Genomic DNA, 22,702 nt, shown 5'->3' on the forward strand with positions numbered 1-22,702 from the left:
AATCCTTCACATTATAATTTTTAGTCATGGTTATAGAATAAGCAGAATACGTGAATTTGGTGCAAACAAAAAGAGCTAACTGAAGCAGTTAGCTCTTTAAGCGATTAATGGCGGAAATGGCGCATACCGGTAAACACCATTGCCATTCCAGCTTCGTCAGCGGCCGCAATCACTTCTTCATCGCGCATTGAACCACCTGGTTGGATAACAGCAGTAATGCCAGCCTCTGCAGCTGCATCAATACCATCGCGGAATGGGAAGAATGCATCTGATGCCATCACTGAGCCTTTTACTTCAAGGCTTTCATCAGCGGCTTTAATACCGGCAATTTTAGCTGAGTAAACGCGGCTCATTTGGCCCGCACCTACACCTATTGTCATACCGTCGCGGGCATAAACAATGGCGTTTGATTTAACAAATTTAGCCACTTTCCAGCAGAATAATAAATCTTTAAGCTCTTGCTCAGAAGGCTGGCGCTTAGAAACAACCGTTAAGTCGCCTTGCGTTACCATACCTAAATCACGGTCTTGAATTAGAACGCCGCCATTAACGCGTTTAATGTCATGGCCTGTGCCTTTAGCAGAGAACTCACCACACTCTAATAAACGTACGTTTTGTTTAGCTGATACTATTTGAGCGGCTTCTGCACTCACGCTTGGCGCAATAATAACTTCAACAAATTGACGTTCAACAATCGCTTGTGCAGTTTTTGCGTCAAGTTCTTGGTTAAAAGCAATAATGCCGCCAAACGCTGACGTTGGATCAGTTTTAAAGGCGCGATCGTATGCTTCTAAGATATTATCACCAATTGAAACACCACATGGGTTAGCGTGTTTTACAATTACGCACGCAGGTACATCAAATTCTTTTACACACTCAAGTGCAGCATCGGTGTCGGCAATATTGTTAAACGATAATGCTTTACCTTGCAGTTGAGTCGCTGTTGCCACTGACGCTTCAGTGATGTCGTTCTCAACATAAAACGCGGCATCTTGATGCGAATTTTCACCGTAGCGCATATCTTGCTTTTTAGTGAATTGCATATTGATAGTACGCGGGAACTTAGTATCGATAGCAGCTTCCTCTGTGTAATCAGGAACCATTTTACCGAAGTAGTTAGCAATCATGCCATCGTACTGCGCTGTATGCTCATACGCTGCAATAGCTAAGTCAAAGCGAGTTTTGTAAGTTGTTGAGCCGTTGTTATTTTGCATTTCGCTAATAACACGGTCGTAGTCGCTTGCGTTAACAACAATCGTCACATCTTTGTGATTTTTAGCTGCCGCACGTACCATGGTTGGGCCACCAATATCGATGTTTTCAATAGCATCTTCAAGGCTGCAGTTTTCTTGAGCGACAGTATTCGCAAAGGGGTATAAGTTAACTACAACGATGTCGATAGCAGAGATATTGTTATCTGCCATTACGTCTTCATCTTGGCCACGACGAGCAAGAATGCCGCCATGAATTTTTGGATGTAGGGTTTTTACGCGACCATCCATGATCTCAGGGTGACCGGTGTGATCTGATACTTCAGTTACTTTAATTGCATTGTCAGCAAGTAGTTTACACGTGCCGCCAGTTGAAAGTATTTCAACACCTTGTGCTTCTAGTGCACGGGCAAATTCAACAATACCGGTTTTGTCTGACACACTCAAAAGTGCGCGACGTATAGGACGATGTGTATCCATTGTAGTTTGATTTCCTCAGTTAATGAGCTAGCTTAGAAGCGCGTATTTTAACTGATTACGACTCAAAAAACGACTTATAACGACCCATAAAGCGTGAGCATTTTGCAATTTCGTTAATAAATTTTACAAATAAAAAAAGCACCCTAAGGTGCTTTTTACTCAAAATACTTTATACCAGCTGTATTGGATTAGTAAGCAATTATAACGACAAAGAAATAAGTCAATAACAAGGCAAAAATTTGCTGTGTAGTTATTCTACATAAAAAATTTTTAACGCAGTTAGGGGCTTATTTAGCTCGTTAGAATGATTACGGTTTCAATATAGCTGGTATTAGTTCATACCGTATTTTTTAAGCTTTTTACGTAAAGTACCACGGTTGATACCTAGTAAAATTGCCGCACGAGTTTGATTGCCACGTGTGTAAGTCATTACTTCTTCAAGCAATGGCGCTTCTAGCTCAGAAAGAACAAGGTCGTAAACGTCTTGCACATCTTGACCGTTAAGCTGCTTTAAGTAGTGGTGAACAGCTTTTTTCACTGCATCACGCAATGGCTGCGGTTTCTCGTGTGACTGAACATGAGGGTTAGTGATAAATGGAGAAGTCACGTTTTGTTCGAACATTATAAAGTCTCTTTCTTTCTTAGTTAGCTGCTAGTGTTTTAAAGTATTGCTCTAATGCGACGACCTGTGCCTCTGAATTGTCGAGCGCATTAAATACTCGCCTAAACTGACCGTCACTGTCATGGGTTTGCAAATACCAAGATACATGTTTGCGAGCGATTCGTGCTCCCATTGGCTCACCGTAAAACACATGGAGGTTGGTTAAATGCTCCATTAAAATACTGCGCACCTCTGCTATAGCAGGTGGCTGCATATGTTCACCAGTTCGCAAATAGTGGTCTATCTCCCTAAATATCCAAGGGCGACCTTGGGCGGCTCGACCAATCATAATGGCATCTGCACCCGTATAGTCCAAAACCTGCTTTGCTTTTTCAGGTGATGTAATATCACCATTAGCAACGACAGGTATCGACACTGAACGTTTTATATCCCTAATTGTGGCGTACTCAGCATCACCTTTATACATACATGCGCGCGTGCGCCCATGTACAGCCAGTGATGCAATGCCATAACGTTCAGCTATTCTTGCAATCTCTACACCATTACGGTTGTCCTGATCCCATCCGGTACGGATTTTAAGTGTCACAGGTATATCAACCGCATTTACTACGGCATCAATAATCTCTTCCACGAGTTCTGGAAACTGTAATAAGGCTGAGCCTGCAAGTTTCTTGTTCACTTTTTTTGCTGGGCACCCCATATTGATATCTATGATCTGTGCACCGTTTGCAACATTGAATTGTGCGGCCTGTGCCATAAGCTCAGGGTCTGCTCCTGCAATTTGCACCGCACGTATACCCGACTCACCAGAATGATCCATTCGGTTCATCGACTTTTCGGTTTTCCAAACCTTCGGATTAGACGACAGCATTTCAGACACAGCAAGGCCAGCGCCTAAACGACGACATAACTGTCTAAATGGTCTGTCTGTTATGCCCGCCATAGGCGCGACAATGACATTATTCTCAAGTTGGTATGAACCGATACGCACGATATTCAATAGGCCTCTTTTCAAGGGGCGCTAAGTTTACGGCTTTTTGCGCAAAAATCAAAGGCTATAAATTGAACAAAAGTGACTTTTTTTTGCTCTTTTCGTATTGACATTTGATAACCGTATGACGAAGCGGTTTATTTGTGTGAATTTTGAACGGTCGTTGTTTTTATAATAAAAAATCTTTATTTTTTATTATGTAAAAAAATAGTAAAGCCTGTTAAATACAGGCTCTAGAAACGACTTTTGAGTTAATACTCTAAACTTTGAAAAAACGCACTATTATGCTTTTTTAATGCCACTGACTCGGGTCCAGTCGCCTTCAATGGCAATCTCATCAAGTTCAATAAAGGGCGCATATATATCGGCAACCGATTTTGCTTGCTCTTCTAAAATGCCCGACATGGCAATTTTACCGCCTGGTTTTAATAATCCTAAAATCACACTATGAAGCTCACGCAGAGGTTGCGCTAAAATATTTGCCACAACAATATCGGCTGTAAATTCAGGTTGGTTTTCTGGTAGATAAACTTCAAGCTTGTCAGCAACGCCATTACGATTAGCGTTATCTAGGCTTGCTTCTAGCGCTTGCGGGTCAATGTCTATCCCTATCATGCGCTCTGCACCTAGTTTAATTGCTGCAATGCCTAATATGCCTGAACCACAACCAAAATCGACTACTGTTTTGCCGCTTAAGTCTTGGCTTTCAAGCCACTTTAAACACAGCGCGGTGGTGGCGTGCGTGCCAGTACCAAATGCAAGGCCTGGATCAAGTAGTACATTGACTGCGTCAGGGTCTGGAATATCGCGCCAGCTAGGGCAAATCCATAGTTTTTCGCCAAATTGAATAGGGTGGAAGTTATCCATCCATTCACGTTCCCAATCTTTGTCTTCGAGTTGCTCGATTTTGTAAACTAAATTGTCTTTGAGCTCATCATGGCGCTTTAATAACGCAACCACGGCGTTCATATCGTGATTAGCTTCGAACAGACCAATTACGGTGGTATCAGCCCAAAAAACGACAGTGCCAATTTTGGGTTCGTAAATAGGGGTGTCTTTAGCATCAATAAAAGTAACAGAAGCACTACCAGCTTCCATTAATAAGTCACTAACTGCATCTGCGGTTGCAGCATTGGCATTGATACGGATTTGGATCCAAGCCATGTTTATTTCCTTGAAATAGAAAAAAGGCCGCTACAGCGGCCTTTTGAGTTAACTCATAATGTAACGCTAGATTATTTAGCGTCTAAAAAGCTTTTCAGTAAATCAGAGCGAGAAGGGTGACGTAATTTACGTAGTGCCTTCGCTTCAATTTGACGAATACGCTCACGTGTTACATCAAACTGCTTACCTACTTCTTCCAACGTGTGGTCGGTATTCATATCAATACCAAAACGCATACGCAGTACTTTCGCTTCACGGGCAGTTAAGCCAGCGAGCACATCGTTAGTTGCGCCACGAAGAGACTCCATTGTTGCCGAATCGATAGGCGAATCAATAGTAGTATCTTCAATGAAGTCGCCTAAGTGCGAATCTTCATCATCACCAATCGGTGTTTCCATTGAAATTGGCTCTTTTGCAATCTTAAGTACCTTACGGATTTTATCCTCAGGCATCATCATGCGTTCAGCTAATTCTTCTGGATTTGGCTCACGACCCATTTCTTGTAACATTTGACGTGAAATACGGTTCAATTTATTGATCGTTTCAATCATATGTACTGGAATACGGATCGTTCTTGCTTGGTCAGCAATAGAGCGAGTAATTGCTTGGCGGATCCACCACGTAGCATAAGTTGAGAACTTATAACCACGACGGTATTCAAACTTATCAACCGCTTTCATCAAACCAATATTACCTTCTTGAATTAAATCCAAGAACTGTAAACCACGGTTGGTGTATTTTTTAGCGATTGAAATTACCAGACGTAAGTTCGCTTCTACCATCTCTTTTTTAGCACGGCGCGCTTTCGCTTCACCAATACTCATGCGACGGTTTATATCTTTAATACGTTCAATGCTTAAGCCAGTGCTTTCTTCCATTGAAGAAAGTTTGCTAATACAACGAAGTATTTCAGGCTTCACTTCTTCAAGTTTAGCTGAATGCTTTTCGTTAGCTGCAATTTCAATATCAAGCCATGCTGTGTCAGTTTCGTTGTTTGCAAAGTGCTTAACAAAGGTTTTCTTTGGAAGCTTTGAAACTTGTACTGCATGCTTCATGATAAGACGTTCTTGAACGCGAACTCGGTCCATCATTTCACGCATGTTATTAACCATGCGGTCAAATTGCTTAGGCACAAGTTTAAAGGTTCTGAACAACTCACCAATTTCTAAAATAGCGGCTTGAGATTCTGGATGAGAGCGACCTTTTTTATCGAATGTTTCACGTGCTTTAGTGTATAAATCACGTAAGTTTTCGAAATGGATGCGCGCTTCTTCAGGATCTGGACCTGTATCTACTTCTTCTTCGTCTTCATCATCGCTGTCATCATCATCGTCGCTGTCATCAAGCTGTTTTTCGCTTAATTCAGAACCAATGTTAGTGGCAGCAATTGGTGGTGCTTCGTCTGCATCAGGATCGAAAAAGCCAGAGATAATGTCGCTAAGGCGCATCTCTTCTGCTTCAAACTTATCCCACTGTTCAAGTAGGTAAGTGATCGCTTCTGGGTATTCAGCAACCGAAATCTGTACTTGGTTAATGCCTTCTTCAATACGTTTAGCGATAACAATTTCGCCTTCACGGGTAAGAAGTTCAACAGTACCCATTTCACGCATGTACATGCGAACAGGGTCTGTTGTACGGCCGATTTCTTTTTCTACAGTAGCAAGGGCTGCAGCGGCAGCTTCCGCTGCGTCTTCGTCTGTCGTGGTTTCTTGCATCATTAATTCATCAGCATCAGGCGCGTTTTCGCTAACCTTGATACCCATGTCATTAATCATGCTAATGATATCTTCTACTTGATCTGAGTCGATAATATCTTGTGGAAGGTGATCATTAACTTCTGCAAAAGTTAAGTAACCTTGCTCTTTACCTTTTTGAATCAGAAGTTTTAATTGTGACTGAGGAGTTGGATCCATAGAGATTGTTTCTTCCACTCTGATAAGTTGATACAACAGGCGCCATCATGGAGTTTGCTCAAAGGCTAACCAGAATAATGTGACGCAGTGAATAGCACAGTATAACAGCCTAAATCAAATCTGACTAGCCGTTAGTCGTTTTTAACGCTGTCATTAGCAAATGACATTCTAGTCGTTCATCGCTATTTAAGCCCTGTGTCTTGTCTTTTATTAATAGGGTCTCTAGTCGATAATTTAAACACTGATCTTCAATAAATTTAAAAGTATTTTGAAAAACAGTCTCTAAACGCTCTTCATCTATTTGATGTTGCCATGTAGCCAACTTAGTTAATGGCTCATAGTCATCAGTACCTCTAAATGATTCAAGAATTTGTGCAGTGGTAATGCCATCTTTTTGTAACGCTTGATGTTGTAGGCGTAATAACAAGCCGATTCCTGCAATATTCATTTGTGCTAAATCAGGCAAGTAGGGCACGCTTTTTGCCAAATTAGGGTGCTGAACTAAAATGCCTATCGCTTGGCGCATCGGTGTAATTTTAAATTTACGTTCAATTGCCTGCTGCTGTTTTGGTGTTTTTAAGTGATTATTGAGTTGCTCACGGGTGCGACCAATTAATCTGCCAAGTTGCTCCAAGATATTTTCTTGATAGAACTCACTTGGGATTTTTTCAATTAATGGCAGTGCTGCACTGAGTAACTTAGCCTTACCGGAATCGAGCGTTAAATCAATCTCTTTACTTAGTTTATTAAACAGCACTTTAGTGAAGTCATCGGCGTTTTCTAGCCGCTGCTCAAAAGCCTCTTTACCTTCTTGTTGAACGAGTGAATCAGGGTCTTCACCATCGGGTAAAAATACAAAATGCAGTGCTTTGCCATCGTTTAAGTAAGGAAGTGCATTTTCCAGTGCGCGCCACGCGGCATCTTTACCTGCACGGTCACCGTCGTAGCAACAAATAACTTTGTCAGTGGTTCTAAATAAGGTGTGCATATGCTCGCTGGTTGTCGCTGTGCCGAGTGCGGCAACTGCGTATTCTATGCCTTGTTCAGCCAGCGCAACGACGTCCATATAACCTTCTACTATAAGTACATGATCGAGTCTTTTATGTGCTTGTTTTGCTTCATAAAGGCCATAAAGTTCAAAGCCTTTGTGGAATATTCGTGTTTCAGGAGAGTTTAAATATTTTGGCCCCTGATCTGCTTGCATTACACGGCCACCAAAAGCAATTACGCGACCGCGTTTATCACGAATAGGAAACATTAAACGATCACGGAAAAAATCGAATTGCTTACCTGGCGTTTTTTCAGATGCGAGCTTCAGCTCAACTAATTGCTCTTTTTGTTCTTGATTACGTCCAAGCTGTTGGCAGAGGCCTTCCCATTCGCTGGGCGCATAGCCCATCATAAACTTTTTAACTGTTGCGCCGCTTAAGCCGCGACCTTTTACATAGTCTATGACTGTTTCAGAATTACTATGATGTTTTAACTGGTGTTGATAAAAACGCGCTGCATGGAGCATTAAATCGTAGTCTGAACGTTTTTGTGCTGCGGTGCGTTCTGGGCCATTACTACTTCCTTGTTCGCGAGGAACATCTAGGTTAAGTAAACTGGCTAGCTCTTCAATTGCATCAACAAACTCAAGTTTGTCATATTCCATAACAAAAGAAATAGCATTGCCGTTAGCGCCACAGCCAAAGCAATGATAAAACTGTTTATCTTGCGATACAGTAAACGAAGGCGATTTTTCATTGTGAAAAGGACAGCAAGCTTGATAGTCTTTGCCCGCTTTTTTCAACCCTACCTTTGAGTCAATCAGGTCGACAATATCGGTTCGTGCCAATAAATCATCGATAAAGTTGCGTGGGATCTTTCCAGCCATTGTTTAAAGTACAGCCCTAAGGTAAATATAAAAGTGTTAAAAGCGAATTATAATACGCAGAGATTGGAACACAAATGCATATTTTTTTGAAGTGCTCTAAACGAAGAAACCGAGCTCAAGGCTCGGTTTACTTCAATCATACTTAATGTATGTGGGAGTATTAGGCAGTTAATCGTTGCTTAATTAAACCTGAGATTTTGCCCATATCGGCACGACCTTCGGCTTTGCTTTTGATTATACCCATTACTTTACCCATGTCTTGCATACCTGCTGCATTAGTATCAGCAATAGCCGCGTCAATGAGAGCAATGATTTCTTCTTCACTCAATTGTTGAGGTAAAAAAGCTTCAAGTGCTGTAATCTCATTGGCTTCAATTTCAGCTAAATCATCACGCCCAGCATCTTTGTACTGAGTGTAAGAGTCGCGACGTTGTTTAACAAGCTTCACTATAACGGAGGTAATACCTGCGTCGTCTAGTGTTATTTGCTCGTCAATTTCACGTTGCTTGATTGCAGCAAGTACCATGCGAATAGGATTAAGACGTTGTTTGTCTTTAGCTCTCATCGCATCTTTTTGCGCATCTTTTAGCGTTATTAAAAGGCTCATTTATACAAGACCTAATATATTAGTATAATTTAACGCGACGAGCGTTATCACGAGAAAGTTTTTTCATGTGACGTTTAACAGCAGCTGCTTTTTTACGCTTACGCTCAGCTGTTGGTTTTTCATAGTGCTCGCGACGACGAACTTCTGAAAGGATACCTGCTTTTTCACATGAACGCTTGAAGCGACGAAGTGCTACGTCAAACGGTTCGTTCTCTCTTACTTTAATTACTGGCATTAAAAATTCACCTACCTAAATTATGAGCGTTGCTCAAGTTGATCAAACATTGATCAAGTGGTTCAAAAATGGTGCGGTATTGTAATCCGAAGCAACACCACATGTAAAGGATAATATTAACAGAAACCCGACCGCTAAAACAGTGTTAATTTACATGCCGTTGGTATAGCCTGCAAAAAACTTGACCAGCTTTTTTCTCTTTTATTAACAACCAGTTATTAGGTGCTTTGAACGAAGTTAACTCGGTTTCTACTTCAACATATATTAGTGCGTCAGGGTCGAGCCATTGATTATTTTCTAATAAATTACAGCATGATTGGGCTAAATTTTTGCGAAATGGCGGGTCAATAAAAACTAAATTAAATGTGTCATTGGTGTTTTTGCTTTCAAGAAAGGTCAGGGTATTAGTATTGAGTACCTGTGCATTTTGCGCATTAAGGGTGGCAACATTTTGCGTTAGCTGTTTTGCTGCTAACGGATCAAGCTCTAAAAATGTGGTGTTTTTAGCAAAGCGAGATAGCGCTTCGAACCCTAAACCTCCGGAACCGGCAAAGCAATCGAGAGTGCGCGCATCGCGGGTATCGTGCATTAACCAATTAAATACTGTTTCTTTTATTCTGTCGGTTGTAGGGCGCAAGCCTTGAACGTCTTTTACTGGCAGTTTTCGACCGCGAAATTGGCCGCTAATGATTCTAATAACGCCATCGACTGATTTATGGGTGGTGTTATTTGGTGTGATTTTTTTTCTCATTTAACTCACTAAAAATTGGTATCTATGATCTAGCTCAGATAATATTGCAATCATATCACGGCGTGTCATTTTTCAACTGCGCTAAAAGTGTTACTATTATGCACCCTCGAGGATAACGTGTTGCTAAAAAGCAATTATTCAGGCTTAAAAGCACGCTATCATTATCGTTAGTTTATCAGATTTTTATAAGTGGTTATTAGCAAGTATGGCAAAAAAAAGTAAATTCATGTCGTGGCTCGGTTTTGGCAAGTCAGATAAAAAACAAGCAGAAGCTGATAAACAACAAGCATTGGCAAACGAGCAGGCAGAAAAAGCCGAACAGGAGCGCTTAGCAGCAGAGAAAGCCGAGGCAGAGCGTTTGCAAGCTGAAGCCGAACGTTTAGAACAAGCCCGAATTGCAGCTGAACAAGCTGAAGCAGAACGTTTAGCGCAAGAGCAAGCTGAAAAAGCCGAACAACAAATAGCTGCCGAAAAAGCAGAGACAGAGCGTTTAGAGCAAGAAAAACAGGCGCAAGCACAACGCGCTGCGGCAGCAGAAAAACAAGCGATTGAACACGCTAACGCTGAGCTATTGGCTAAACAACAGGCAGATGCCGAGCAGCAAAGACAAGAGCAAGCTCAACGTTTAGCTGAGCAAGAAGCGCAAATGTTGTTAGAGCAAGAGCGTATAGCAGCTGAAAAAGCAGAAGCTGAACGTTTAGAACAAGAAAAACAGGCGCAAGCACAACGCGCGGCGGAGGCAGAAAAACGAGCGATTGAACAAGCTAACGCTGAGCTATTAGCTAAACAACAGGCGGATGCAGAGCAGCAAAGACAAGAGCAAGCTAAACGTTTAGCTGAACAAGAAGCGAAAATGTTGTTAGAGCAAGAGCGTATCGCGGCTGAACAAGCTGAGCATGAGCGATTAGAGCAACAGCGTATTGCAGCAGAGCAAGCTGAAAATGAGCGCTTAGAACAACAGCGTATTGCAGCAGAGCAAGCTGAGAATGAGCGCTTAGAACAACAGCGTATTGCAGCAGAGCAAGCTGAGCAAGCTGAGCAAGCTGAGCATGAGCGCTTAGAACAACAACGCATAGCAGCAGAGCAAGCTGAGAATGAGCGCTTAGAACATCAGCGTATTGCAGCAGAGCAAGCTGAGAATGAGCGCTTAGAGCAACAGCGTATTGCAGCAGAGCAAGCTGAAAATGAGCGTTTAGAACAACAGCGTATTGCAGCAGAGCAAGCTGAGCATGAGCGTTTAGAGCAACAGCGCATTGCAGCAGAGCAAGCAGAGAATGAACGTTTAGAGCAAGAACGTATTGCAGCTGAAGAAGAGGCTGAACGCTTAGAGCAACAGCGACTGACCACAGAGCTTGCAGAGGAAGAAGCAAAAAAAGCGGAAAAACCTAAAAAAGAAGGTTTTTTCTCTCGCCTCAAAAAAGGCTTACTGAAAACACGCGTTAATATTGGTTCTGGCTTTGCCTCAATTTTCAGCGGTAAAAAAATTGACGATGAGTTATTTGAAGAATTAGAGACTCAGTTACTCACTGCCGATCTTGGTGTTGATACCACCATGAAGCTAATCGATAGCCTGACCGACGCCGCTGATCGCAAGCAGCTTAAAGATGGTGATGCGCTTTATGAATTAATGAAGCAAGAAATGGCAACTATGCTGAAAACAGCAGAGCAGCCTTTAGAAATACCAGCGGACAAAAAACCTTTCGTTATCCTTATGGTAGGTGTAAACGGCGTAGGTAAAACCACCACTATTGGTAAAATGGCGAAACAATTTCAAAACCAAGGTAAATCGGTAATGCTTGCTGCCGGTGATACATTTAGAGCCGCAGCAGTAGAGCAGCTTCAAGTTTGGGGTGAGCGTAATAGTATTCCTGTTATAGCTCAGCACACTGGTGCTGATAGCGCCTCAGTGGTATTTGATGCTTTTCAAGCCGCTAAAGCGCGTAATGTTGATGTGTTAATTGCCGATACAGCAGGGCGCTTGCAAAATAAAGATAACTTAATGCAAGAGCTTGAAAAAATAGCCCGTGTGATGAAAAAAGTAGACCCTGATGCACCTCATGAGGTGATGCTGACTATTGATGCTGGTACCGGCCAAAATGCAATTAGCCAAGTAAACTTATTTAATCAATGCGTAGGTTTAACGGGTATCACACTATCAAAACTCGATGGTACTGCTAAAGGCGGGGTTATTTTTGCCGTTGCCGATAAGTTTAATATTCCTATTCGTTACATTGGCGTAGGTGAGAGTATTGATGATTTACGCACCTTCAAGAGCGATGACTTTATTGACGCGCTATTTAGTCAAGATGAGGACGACGCTTAATTTACCAAAAGGGAGCCTGCTCCCTTTTTAATTGCGAGGAATACCATTTTATTTTTAAGCCTAAGGCTCACAATAAATTGGCAATAATAAAAAATGATAAATTTTCAGCAAGTAAGTAAAACCTATGCCGGTGGGCACCGCGCGCTTGAAAAAGTGAACTTTCATATAAAGCCTGGTGAATTGGCCTTTTTAACGGGCCACAGTGGTGCCGGTAAAAGTACACTGTTAAAGCTTATTAGCTTGATGGAACGCCCTTCTGCGGGCAATGTGTTTATCAATGGCGTGGATTTAAATAAGTTAAATTCACGACAAATTCCGTATGCACGCCGCGACATTGGTATTATTTTTCAAAATCATCGTCTATTAGAACGATACACGGTGTTCGATAACGTTGCTTTGCCCTTAATTATTGAAGGGACTCACCACAAGCAAATTGCCAAGCGTGTGCATGGCGCGCTCGATAAAGTGGGCTTGTTAGATAAAGTACGCTGTCATCCCTCCACACTCTCTGGCGGTGAGCAGCAACGTGTAGGGATTGCACGAGCCATTGTTAATTCTCCTCCTATACTATTAGCTGATGAACCTACCGGTAACCTTGATCCTGAGTTATCGATGGAAATATTACGCCTGTTCGAAGATTTTAATAAGCATGGCACCACGGTTTTAATTGCCACCCATGACTTGGGGTTAGTATCACGAATGAAGTATCGTAGCTTAACGCTTCATGATGGGCGGATGAGCCAAGATCCACTGGCTGAGGGTGTATTATGAGTTTACTGTTCAAAAGCCGTCAAAATAGTAATGATAAACAAAAAAAATCCGTATTCTCTGGCGGTTACTTTTTCATTATTAATATTTTTCGCCAAGGTGTGTACAGTCTTGGGGAAATGTGGCGAACGCCATTAGCCTCTATGATGACCATTGCTGTACTGGGTTTGAGTTTAACGTTGCCCGCAACGTTATACTTAGTGGTTAAAAATGTGCAGCAAGTGAGTAGTGGTTTTGAGCAAGCCAGCGAAATATCCTTGTTTGTAAAAGAGGATATGAGTGAGCAAGAAACGCAAACTTTAGTTAAACGCTTAGCGCTATATCCTGAAATACAAAGTGTGACTTTTATTTCTCGCACTGAGGCTTTGGATGAATTCAAAGAAATGTCTGGGTTTGGTCAGGCTTTAGAATACCTAGATAGTAACCCATTACCGAATGTGGTTTTAGTTACACCAACCCAGCGACATAGCCAACCTAATGCGGCTAAGCTATTGCTTAAAAAACTTGAAGGTGAACGCGAAGTTGACTTTGGTAAGCTTGATATTGCTTGGCTTGAGCGCCTAAATGCATTACTCAGTTTGTTAAAAGAAAGTGTAATTACGATTGCGCTATTATTACTTACCTCAGTGACGCTTATTATAGGCAACACAATTCGTTTATCTATTATGGATAAAAAAGAAGAAATACAGGTAATGAAGCTCGTAGGGGCAACTAATACCTTTATTCATGCCCCCTTTTTATGGACTGGCATTTGGTATGGCGTGATTGGCGGATTGTTTGCTTTTATTTGCGTAGCATTAATGATGTGGTGGCTATCTGCTGCGGTAAGCAGTGTTGCAGGGGTATATCAAACCAGCTTTACGCTAATAGGGCTTAGCCTTAATGAATTTGGCGCGTTGGTATTGTTGGCCACTAGCTTAGGCTTTATTGGTTCTTACTTATCGGTTAACCGTTACATCTCAGAAATAGAACCCGATAAGGTTTAGGGCCCTAATATAATTCTTAAAACTGTCATGTTTTAAGTTTAAAATTATAAAAAGCCAAAGCAAAAAGATTAATCTTTGCTTTGGCTAAACCAATTCATAGGTTATTCAGTCGTCTAGTGTAGACTGACTTAACACTAAAAAAACCACTTGATTTATGATTCAAAAAAGTTTTAAATTCAAGTTAGCACTCTTACTAAAAGAGTGCTAAGATGGTTTCAAATGTTTATCACCGAGGTGAAAAATGAGTAAAGATTTATACGCAATGGCACTTACAGTTGGGCAACAAAGCGCAAGTATGGACGGCTATCTTCAAGCTGTTAGTACTATTCCTATGCTTAAAGTTGAGCAAGAGCAGGAACTTGCAAAAAAACTTCAGGAAGAAGGCGATCTTAGTGCTGCAAAGCAACTCATTATGTCGCATTTGCGCTTTGTAGCGCACATAGCTAAAAGCTACTCGGGTTACGGGTTACCACAAGCTGATTTAATTCAAGAGGGTAACATTGGACTGATGAAGGCAGTAAAACGTTTTGACCCATCAGTGGGTGTACGTTTGGTTTCATTTGCGGTTCATTGGATCAAAGCCGAAATTCATGAGTTTGTGCTTAAAAACTGGCGTATCGTAAAAGTTGCGACAACCAAAGCGCAACGTAAACTGTTTTTTAATCTTCGTAAAAACAAAAAACGTTTAGGCTGGTTTAATCAAGCTGAAGTTAGCACAGTAGCGAGCGAGCTAGGTGTGAGTGAAAAAGAAGTGCGTGAAATGGAATCGCGTATGAGCGGCCAAGACATGGGCTTTGACTTAACAGGCGACGATAACGACGATGCGCCAACCAGTACTTACTCACCAGTGCAATACTTAACGGATGGTTCTGCTGACCTAGCTGACGACATTGAACAGCAACAATGGCAAGAGCAGTCGCATACGCGATTATTTAGCGCTTTGAAAACCCTTGATGAGCGTTCTCAAGATATCGTTAGCGCACGCTGGTTGTCAGATGATAAAGCAACACTGCAAGAGTTGGCTGAAAAATACAGCGTATCAGCAGAGCGTGTTCGCCAGCTGGAAAAAACAGCAATGAAAAAATTACAAAGCGCGATGAGTTAATCGTACTTAAAAAGTTATAAAGCCCTGCATGAAAATGCGGGGCTTTTTTTTAGTTAAAAAAAAGAGGTTAACAAAAAGTATCGTTTTTCTTATTTTGCTTACCTCTAGTCACATCTGTATATCTTTTAATTAAATATACCCTAGTTAAAGTTAATGAATAAGTTTGGTTTTAATTTAAATACATGATTTTAGTTTGTTTTTAATTTGGGTATATGAAAATATTCGCGCACCTGAGCGACTTGTCGTTCAAACCGTAGCCTAAATTAAATTATTAATTGCTGTGCTTATTGCCTTTCAATTTCATTTAACGCGAGTATTTACACTCAATATGAACTCATATTCACTAAAGAAAAAGATCTTGCTATCGGTGGTTCTTGCCCTAGCCGTTATTATTGTATTGCTATCGTGGAATAGCTACACCTCTCAAAAAGCGTTACTGTTAAAAAGCAGTATTGATAATGTAAGTCAGTCTGGTAAGCAACAAGCTGCGAGTATTGAAGATTGGCTAGCTAGTCGTCAGCAGATCATAGAGTCAGTTGCGAGTAAGGTTGAGGGCAATACGCTCAGCGCATTACAGCAAGCCCAAGTGTCCGGTGGTTTTCAATTAACTTACTTTGGAGATAGTATCGGGAAAATGACTGACTCTGATCCAAGTATTGATCGAACCGGCTACGACCCGCGCACTCGTCCATGGTATAAACAAGCACAGCTGAAAAATGGCACCGTAATTACCAAACCTTATTTAGATACTGCGTTTAATCAGTTGGTTGTTTCTATTGCTAAAACCACACAAAGTGGCGTGGTAGCGGGTGATTTATCGATTGAGTCTTTAGTTAATGATGTTAATACTATGTCTTTACCGGCAAATGGCTATGCCATCATGATGCATCAAGATGGCACTGTGATTGCCTATAAAGACACTAAAAAAGTAATGGCAAATATTACGCATATTGACTCGAAAATAAATCACCAATTCATTTTATCTAATAGTCAAAACGGTGAATTTACTCCCCTTTATTTTAAAGATGAAGGCCGAGAGAAGCTTGTTTGGGGTGAAAATATAAATAATACCGATTGGCAGTTGCTATTTGTACTGGATAAAGAAACCTTAGAGGCACCGTTAATTAGTTTATTAGTAACTCAACTCGTATTAGTCAGTGTGGCACTTTTATTGAGCGTGTTGGCTATTTCATGGTTATTAAGTGTGTTGCTTGCGCCGTTAAGCCGAGTATCACAAGCGCTATCAACAATTGCTGATGGTAACGGTGATTTGACCCAGCGTATTAGTGTTGATACACAAGATGAAGTTGGGGTACTGGCTGATAGTTTTAATCGCTTTGTAAGTAGCCAGCATGAGCTTATAAGCCATATTCGCCAGTTAGCTACTGATTTAGATTTTGATGCAGAGAAAAGCTTAATCACTAATCAAAACAGTGTCAGTGAGTTGCAGCGTCAGCAACAAGAAGTGGCGATGGTTGCCACTGCGGTCACAGAAATGGCGAGTGCAACCCATGAGATTGCTGCTAATGCCGAAAATACCGCGACGGCATCACAACAGTCAGCGCAAAGTAGTCGTGAAGGTAAACTGTTAGTTGATAAAACCAGAAATACGATTAATTCACTTGCGGGTGAAATAGACCAAACGACCACCGTCATTGGCGAACTAAGCTTACATGCTCAGGCTATATCGAGTATTTTGACCACCATTCAAGAAATTGCTGAGCAAACAAATCTCTTAGCACTCAATGCCGCAATAGAGGCTGCCCGTGCTGGTGAACAAGGGCGTGGCTTTGCAGTGGTTGCCGATGAGGTGCGTGTACTATCAAGAAGAACGCAAAACTCCACAGCAGAAATTTACACCACCATAGAAACCTTACAAAATACGACCAAAAAAGCAGTGAGCTTGATGGACAGCAGTAAGGGGTATGCTAACAATAGTGTGGATGATGTTAATGCAGCAGCTCATGCACTAGAGGAAATCACCTTAGCAGTGAATGAAATTTCTGATATGGCGGGTCAAATAGCGGTTGCAGCAGAAGAGCAAACGCAAGTGACTAATGAAATTACTCGAAATACGGTCGCCATTAAAGATGTAACCGATGAAATTACTGCCTCAGCAACTGCGCATTTAAGCCAAGCTGAAGTATTAAAAGACAGAGCTACAGATTTAAATGCCAAAGTAGCGACGTTTATTTTATAAGTATAATGCGCTTAAGTGAGTTAAATTAACTGACGGGGTAGGGTGTTTACTTACCCCATCAGTTTAATGAAATAGCTTGTTGTTGAGCTATTTGTACATATTTACGTTCGACCAGTTGCGATACTGGCACCAGTTCAAATCCTTGCTCACTTAATTGCGGCAAAGCGTGGCGTAAAAAATCGATGGTTTCGGGGTAGGGATGCGCTATTGCAATGGCAAACTGATACTTAGTTGCTTTTGATTTTAGCTCTTCTAATCTTAATTGTAATTGCTCTGTGGTCGTTATATTGTCTAAAAATACATGTCGGCTAATGTTTTCCACTCCCAAAAAGTTGGCTGCATTCTGAGCTTGGCTTAATTCAGTTGTACGGCTATCAAGAAAATACAGCTGGCGTTTTTTGAGTACTTCCATGGTCCATTTCATTGCTTGGCTTTGTTGAGTCAGCGCAGAGCCCATATGGTTATTAACTCCTTTAACTTGCGGTAAACTGGCCAGCGCATTCCCGAGCGTTTGTTGAAGTTGTGCTTTATCCATATTTAAAGTGAGCGCACCAGGCCCGAGTTTTTTACCATTTAAAGCCTGCATAGGAACATGCAACAGGAGCTCTTTATTTGACTGACTAGCAAGGGTTGCAAATATTTGAGAATAGGGGGTGTGGGGCAATATTGAATAGGACAACTGCCCAGGTAAACTCAGGAATTCTAAATCACGTTGATGATAACCTATGTCATCGATCACTATGGCTATTTGCTTGGCTTTAACAGCACTCGATGTTGCAAATAAGGCTAAAAACAGCCCAGCTAACACCATTAAATTTATAGTTTTCACGTTTTATAATTTTTATTATCTTTGTCGTGTTTAAAATAATTTACCGAATTTAGTGCATGTTGAGTAGCTGTTTTGCCTTGGTTAACTGGATATCGGCTAAATCTTCAGTGCTAAAAACGGTGTTTTGTTCTAATTGTTCATTTTTTATTATAACGGCTTTATTTGTTTGTGGAAGCGTTGTTTGATTAATCGCCACATTCGGGGTCACGCCAATACCTTCAATCGATTCACCTGATGGCGTAAAGTAGCGTGCGGTAGTTAGTTTTAAGGCGGTATCACCATCGCCTAATGGAATGAGTGATTGTACCGACCCTTTGCCAAATGACTGACTCCCCACTATTTTTGCACGCATATTTTCTTTTAGTGCTGCAGCCAGTATTTCTGCTGCAGAGGCTGAGTTTTCGTTAATCAGTACAACAATAGGTGCGCCTTTTAAAATATCGCCGCGTTTAGCGTAAAACGACTGATTAGAATCATAAAAACGTCCTTTGGTTGTTACTATTAGACCATCTTGTAAAAAGAGATCTGCCACAGCAACCGCGCTTTTTAAAGTCCCGCCAGGGTTGTCTCGTAAATCAATAATTAAGCCTTTTAATGCGTGGCCGTAATGGTTTTGCATAGCGGCTATTTGTAAGGCAACTTCATGCAAGGTGTGATTTGAAAAGGTATTTATAGCAATATAACCGCTACCAGCATCAAGTAATTGCTTAGTTACACTGGCCAGTTTTATTTGTTTTCTGCTGAGGTTAAATATGAGCGGTGTTAGATTGTTATTTCGGATAATACTTAGTTGTACTTTATTGTTGGGGCTGTCTTTAATTTGCTGCGCGACTATATCAATAGGACTATTTTTAATCTGCTGATTATTAACTGCTGTAATAATATCGCCAGCTCGCAGGCCGACTTGTTTAGCAGGCGAATTATTAATTACTTTAACAATCGTGGTGCGCTGCTCAATATTTTTGACCTCAATGCCTAAGCCAGTATAGCGACCATTGGTATTATCAAATAACGCATTTAGCTCATTTTTATCTAAATATTTAGAGTAGAGATCGAGTTTAGAGTATAAGCGTTCAAATTGAGAGGTGTTGTATTCAACGTATTCACTGTTATGCAGTGCTAAATCATCAACGTAGTAGGTATGAATATTAAACAGTATTTCATTTATTTTTTGGCTTTCTAAATCTTTGACCGAACTGGCATGAGCATTATTTATAAAGCCAAAAAGTGCCAATAAAAAAAATACCTGCAAACAAAACCAAAATATTGATTTTGTTTGCGATACTTTTTTTTGGCAAATGTGTGTGTTTATCATAACTGCCTCTACTAGGATGCAGTTATTTTAAGATTAAATACGTCTGCACCATTTTATGGGATTAACAGCACGCCCTTTGTGGCGTATTTCAAAGTATAGACCAGAATCGGCTTGTCCACCGCTTTGCCCAACTAAAGCAACGCTTTCACCCTCTCTGACCATATCACCCACATCTTTGAGTAAGGTTTGTGCATGCCCGTATAAGCTCATAAAGCCTTCACCGTGGTCCACAACAATCACCCAGCCGTAACCTTTTAACCAATCTGCAAATACCACCTGACCGTTATGAATGCTATTTACTGAAGTGCCCTCTGCAGCAGAAATTAACACGCCTTTCCAGTTAATTCCGCCGTGCTTACGTTGGCCAAACTTGTGCGTTAGTTTGCCTTTACTCGGCCAGCTTAATCTTCCTTTATTTTTATTTAGGCCCAATAGCTCAATTTTTGTGGTTTTTTCTTCTTCAAGTTCTTTAATAGTTGCGATCAGCGTTTGTTCGTTCTCTTCTAAGTAACTAATTGAATTTTTTGTTTTATTTAACTGCTGTTTTAGATTTTTTAGGCTGGCTTGGCGCTCATTTTTAGCGTCAAGAAGCGCTGCTTGTCGCCTTTTTTGTTCATCAAATAAAGCAACTAGCTTTTCTTTTGTTTTTTCAAGCTCAGCTTGGTTTTTCGCAATTTCTATTTGCAGCGCTTTAAGTTCATCAAGCTGCTTTATGCGGGCTTTATTTAAGTAGTTGTAATAGCTAAGCGTACGTTCAAATTTAGCGGTATCTTCTTGGTTAAGCAGCATTTTTGAATAGTCATCACTACCTGCCATATAAGCACTTTTTAACTGTGCTGCTAACACACGCTGAAATTGGGCTTGTTGTTTTTCAAGCTTTACCGCGCGTTGTTGTTGCTCTGCTTGCTGTTGTTGTGTTTTTTTAACAGATTGCTCAGCCATATTGAGTGCTTTAGCGTTTTTCGCTATAGCGAGTTCATGTGCTTTTAGCTTTTGCTGCTGTTTAGCTATTTCTTTTTGCTGTTGTTGATATTCAGCTTGGCTTTGCTCTAAAGCCACTTGAACTTGGGATAGGTCTTTTTTAGTACGATCTTCATTAGCCACGGCAACGCCAGTGACTAATGAATGCAGTACACAGATACACGCAATGACGCGGTATGCGCTTTTTTTCATAGGTTATTTCAACACCATAATTGGCGACCCTGTCATTTCTGCAGGTTGCCCTAACCCCATTAAATGCAGCATGGTTGGGGCAACATCGCTCAAGGCTTTGCCTGAATAAGCTTGTGCATCGCGACCTACATAAATGAACGGCACGGGCTCACTGGTATGTGCTGTGTGCGCTTGGCCTGTTTTAAGGTTTGCCATTTGCTCTGCATTGCCATGATCGGCGGTAATAAGTGCTTCGCCGCCATATTCTTTCAATGCATCCACTACACGGCCAATACAGTTATCTACTGCCTCACAGGCTTTAACTGCAGCCTCAAATACACCTGAGTGACCGACCATGTCGCCATTAGGGTAGTTACAAATAATGGCATCGTATTTTCCACTTTTTATTGCTTCTATTAGCTTATCGGTAAGCATTTTTGAGTTCATTTCTGGCTGCAAATCATATGTTGCAACCTGAGGTGATGGAATAAGTTCACGGGTTTCGCCGTCAAACTCATCTTCTCGTCCACCACTGAAGAAAAAGGTAACATGAGCATATTTTTCAGTTTCAGAAATACGCAGTTGAGTTTTACCTTGTTTTTCAAACCATTCGCCAAGTACGTTATTAAGCGGCGTGGGGCCAAAAGCAACAGGCGCATCTATATCGGCTGCGTATTCAGTCATCATCACAAAGCCGCTAAGCTCAGGCGATTTTTTCTTATTAAAGCCGTCAAAGCCTGGTTCTACAAAGGCGCGGGTTATTTCGCGTGCGCGGTCTGCTCTAAAGTTTGCAAATATAATGGTGTCGCCATCATTTACTTTTACAGATTCGCTGCCTTTAGGAGTGATCGTGCTGGCTGCTACAAATTCGTCATTTTCATCGCGCTCATAAGCGGCATTTAGTGCACTTACGCCTTCTTCATAATCAAAATCGCCTTCACCTAAGGTGATTAAATTATAGGCTTTTTCAACACGATTCCAGCGGTTGTCTCTGTCCATGGCATAGTAACGGCCAATTAGTGAGGCTAAACGGCCACATTTAAGTTCGCTAAATAAGGCTTCAATACGCTCAATAGACGCTTTAGCACTACGCGGTGGTGTATCGCGTCCATCTAAAAAGGCATGAAAGTACACCTCTTTAGCGCCGCGTTTTGCAGCCAGTTGTATACTGGCAACAATATGATCTTCGTGGCTATGCACGCCACCTGGACTTAACAGTCCCATAATGTGTACAGCTTTGTTGGCATGAACGGCTTTATCAATGTTTTCAACAAGTGCAGGGGTTGTATCAAATTCGCCATCATCAATGGCTTTGGTGATACGGGTAAAATCTTGATACACAATACGACCTGCGCCTAAATTAACATGGCCCACCTCAGAATTACCCATTTGGCCATCAGGAAGACCGACATCTAAACCCGATGCTGAAATTAATGTATGAGGACGTGTGGCCCAAAGCTCATCTAATACAGGGGTGTTAGCAGCTAAAATAGCATTGCTTTGCTCATCTTCTCTGTATCCCCAGCCATCTAAAATCATTAATACCAGTGGTTTTTTATGCTCTGTCATAGTCACTCCTATTAGGGTCTGTTGACCTTTGCGGATTAAAATTTGTTCAAACTAGGGGCGGTTTAATCGCGGCGCGAGGTTTGTAACCTAGTGGGCTAAGTAAAAACCGAGCAAAGCTTCCGCGTCCTGCTCACGCCCCTTACCTACATCCATGTAGGCAACAAAGAGTAAATCGCCCCTAGGCAGAACCCTTCGGGCAGCACCTGTTTGGCATTGATGCTGCGTTATCGCCTATTTATGGGGAATAACCACACCACATAGGCTCTGCCTTACCTAAATACCAAACAGACTGCTGCAAATTTAACCTTGAAAGATCAACAGACCCTAGCGTTGCTAAAATACACGCTAACATTAATGCCAACATGCCAAGCTTAAGCATACCGTGTTTTATAGCTAGGATCAGCAATGAAAAGAAGATATTAAAAATTTTCAATTAGGATTGGCTAAATTGAAAACTTTAAAGGGCTAGGTTATTTTTCAGTTAAAAAGAGCAGGGCATTGTGGCTTTCAAGTGTGCTTAAACTCGCATTTTTAGCTGATTTGGGTATACTTGCGCGGCTAATCTCTATTTTATTCAAGTATTGAATAGGGTTGTGGGGTAAGTT

General features: G+C 41.3%; 19 protein-coding genes. 5 read left to right on the forward strand and 14 right to left on the reverse strand.

Annotated elements, in window-relative coordinates:
* Positions 1-104 precede the first annotated feature (104 nt).
* The 9 genes from purH to rsmD form a co-directional block, all read right to left on the reverse strand.
* Positions 105-1,691, reverse strand: a complete 1,587-nt coding sequence (purH, locus tag AAEY57_RS00855; RefSeq protein WP_024601712.1) for a bifunctional phosphoribosylaminoimidazolecarboxamide formyltransferase/IMP cyclohydrolase — start codon at positions 1,689-1,691, stop codon at positions 105-107.
* Between the two features lie 331 nt (positions 1,692-2,022).
* Positions 2,023-2,313: a DNA-binding transcriptional regulator Fis gene (gene fis, locus AAEY57_RS00860; RefSeq protein ID WP_002957804.1), complete on the reverse strand. Its 291-nt coding sequence runs from the start codon at positions 2,311-2,313 to the stop codon at positions 2,023-2,025.
* 19 nt (positions 2,314-2,332) lie between these two features.
* On the reverse strand, positions 2,333-3,304 hold the full coding sequence (dusB, locus tag AAEY57_RS00865) for a tRNA dihydrouridine synthase DusB (RefSeq protein WP_024601713.1): 972 nt from the start codon (positions 3,302-3,304) through the stop codon (positions 2,333-2,335).
* Positions 3,305-3,586: 282 nt separating this feature from the next.
* On the reverse strand, positions 3,587-4,468 hold the full coding sequence (gene prmA, locus AAEY57_RS00870) for a 50S ribosomal protein L11 methyltransferase (RefSeq protein ID WP_054202602.1): 882 nt from the start codon (positions 4,466-4,468) through the stop codon (positions 3,587-3,589).
* 71 nt (positions 4,469-4,539) lie between these two features.
* The gene (gene rpoD / locus AAEY57_RS00875) at positions 4,540-6,381 is read right to left on the reverse strand and encodes an RNA polymerase sigma factor RpoD (RefSeq protein ID WP_010391796.1); all 1,842 of its coding nucleotides are present in this window, start codon (positions 6,379-6,381) and stop codon (positions 4,540-4,542) included.
* Positions 6,382-6,505: 124 nt separating this feature from the next.
* Positions 6,506-8,257 carry a DNA primase gene (dnaG, locus tag AAEY57_RS00880; protein ID WP_350605742.1) on the reverse strand — a complete coding sequence of 584 codons (1,752 nt, stop codon included), beginning with the start codon at positions 8,255-8,257 and terminating at the stop codon, positions 6,506-6,508.
* A 160-nt stretch (positions 8,258-8,417) separates the two neighbouring features.
* Entirely contained in the window at positions 8,418-8,864 is a 447-nt protein-coding gene (locus AAEY57_RS00885) for a GatB/YqeY domain-containing protein (protein ID WP_008114877.1), read from the reverse strand.
* Positions 8,865-8,883: 19 nt separating this feature from the next.
* On the reverse strand, positions 8,884-9,099 hold the full coding sequence (gene rpsU / locus AAEY57_RS00890; protein WP_002957797.1) for a 30S ribosomal protein S21: 216 nt from the start codon (positions 9,097-9,099) through the stop codon (positions 8,884-8,886).
* A 145-nt stretch (positions 9,100-9,244) separates the two neighbouring features.
* Positions 9,245-9,850, reverse strand: a complete 606-nt coding sequence (gene rsmD / locus AAEY57_RS00895) for a 16S rRNA (guanine(966)-N(2))-methyltransferase RsmD (RefSeq protein WP_350605744.1) — start codon at positions 9,848-9,850, stop codon at positions 9,245-9,247.
* A gap of 205 nt (positions 9,851-10,055) precedes the next feature.
* Here rsmD and ftsY point away from each other — a divergent pair, with 205 nt between their 5' ends.
* From ftsY to AAEY57_RS00920, 5 genes are all read left to right on the forward strand, one after another.
* Entirely contained in the window at positions 10,056-12,173 is a 2,118-nt protein-coding gene (ftsY, locus tag AAEY57_RS00900; protein WP_350605746.1) for a signal recognition particle-docking protein FtsY, read from the forward strand.
* Positions 12,174-12,266: 93 nt separating this feature from the next.
* Positions 12,267-12,944, forward strand: coding sequence for a cell division ATP-binding protein FtsE (gene ftsE, locus AAEY57_RS00905; RefSeq protein WP_008114891.1), 678 nt, complete (start codon positions 12,267-12,269; stop codon positions 12,942-12,944).
* Positions 12,941-13,927 (forward strand): permease-like cell division protein FtsX, encoded by a 987-nt coding sequence (gene ftsX / locus AAEY57_RS00910; RefSeq protein WP_028835596.1) that lies wholly within the window; start codon positions 12,941-12,943, stop codon positions 13,925-13,927. Before ftsE ends, ftsX begins: the two co-directional genes overlap by 4 nt.
* 241 nt (positions 13,928-14,168) lie before the next feature.
* Positions 14,169-15,032 (forward strand): RNA polymerase sigma factor RpoH, encoded by an 864-nt coding sequence (gene rpoH, locus AAEY57_RS00915; protein ID WP_013465954.1) that lies wholly within the window; start codon positions 14,169-14,171, stop codon positions 15,030-15,032.
* Positions 15,033-15,360: 328 nt separating this feature from the next.
* Positions 15,361-17,232, forward strand: coding sequence for a methyl-accepting chemotaxis protein (locus AAEY57_RS00920; RefSeq protein WP_138765435.1), 1,872 nt, complete (start codon positions 15,361-15,363; stop codon positions 17,230-17,232).
* 58 nt (positions 17,233-17,290) lie between these two features.
* Here the strand turns inward: AAEY57_RS00920 and AAEY57_RS00925 are convergent, their stop codons facing one another.
* The 5 genes from AAEY57_RS00925 to AAEY57_RS00945 all read right to left on the reverse strand — a co-directional run bounded on the left by AAEY57_RS00925 (position 17,291) and on the right by AAEY57_RS00945 (position 22,530).
* Entirely contained in the window at positions 17,291-18,043 is a 753-nt protein-coding gene (locus AAEY57_RS00925; RefSeq protein ID WP_024601719.1) for a divergent polysaccharide deacetylase family protein, read from the reverse strand.
* Between the two features lie 67 nt (positions 18,044-18,110).
* Positions 18,111-19,376, reverse strand: coding sequence for a S41 family peptidase (locus tag AAEY57_RS00930; protein ID WP_350605747.1), 1,266 nt, complete (start codon positions 19,374-19,376; stop codon positions 18,111-18,113).
* Positions 19,377-19,409: 33 nt separating this feature from the next.
* On the reverse strand, positions 19,410-20,549 hold the full coding sequence (locus tag AAEY57_RS00935; protein ID WP_036956697.1) for a murein hydrolase activator EnvC family protein: 1,140 nt from the start codon (positions 20,547-20,549) through the stop codon (positions 19,410-19,412).
* A gap of 3 nt (positions 20,550-20,552) precedes the next feature.
* On the reverse strand, positions 20,553-22,097 hold the full coding sequence (gene gpmM / locus AAEY57_RS00940) for a 2,3-bisphosphoglycerate-independent phosphoglycerate mutase (protein WP_350605749.1): 1,545 nt from the start codon (positions 22,095-22,097) through the stop codon (positions 20,553-20,555).
* A gap of 235 nt (positions 22,098-22,332) precedes the next feature.
* Entirely contained in the window at positions 22,333-22,530 is a 198-nt protein-coding gene (locus AAEY57_RS00945) for a hypothetical protein (protein ID WP_138609618.1), read from the reverse strand.
* Positions 22,531-22,702: the final 172 nt, after the last annotated feature.

Source organism: Pseudoalteromonas sp. MER144-MNA-CIBAN-0113, assembly GCF_040308965.1.
Classification (GTDB): domain Bacteria; phylum Pseudomonadota; class Gammaproteobacteria; order Enterobacterales; family Alteromonadaceae; genus Pseudoalteromonas; species Pseudoalteromonas tetraodonis.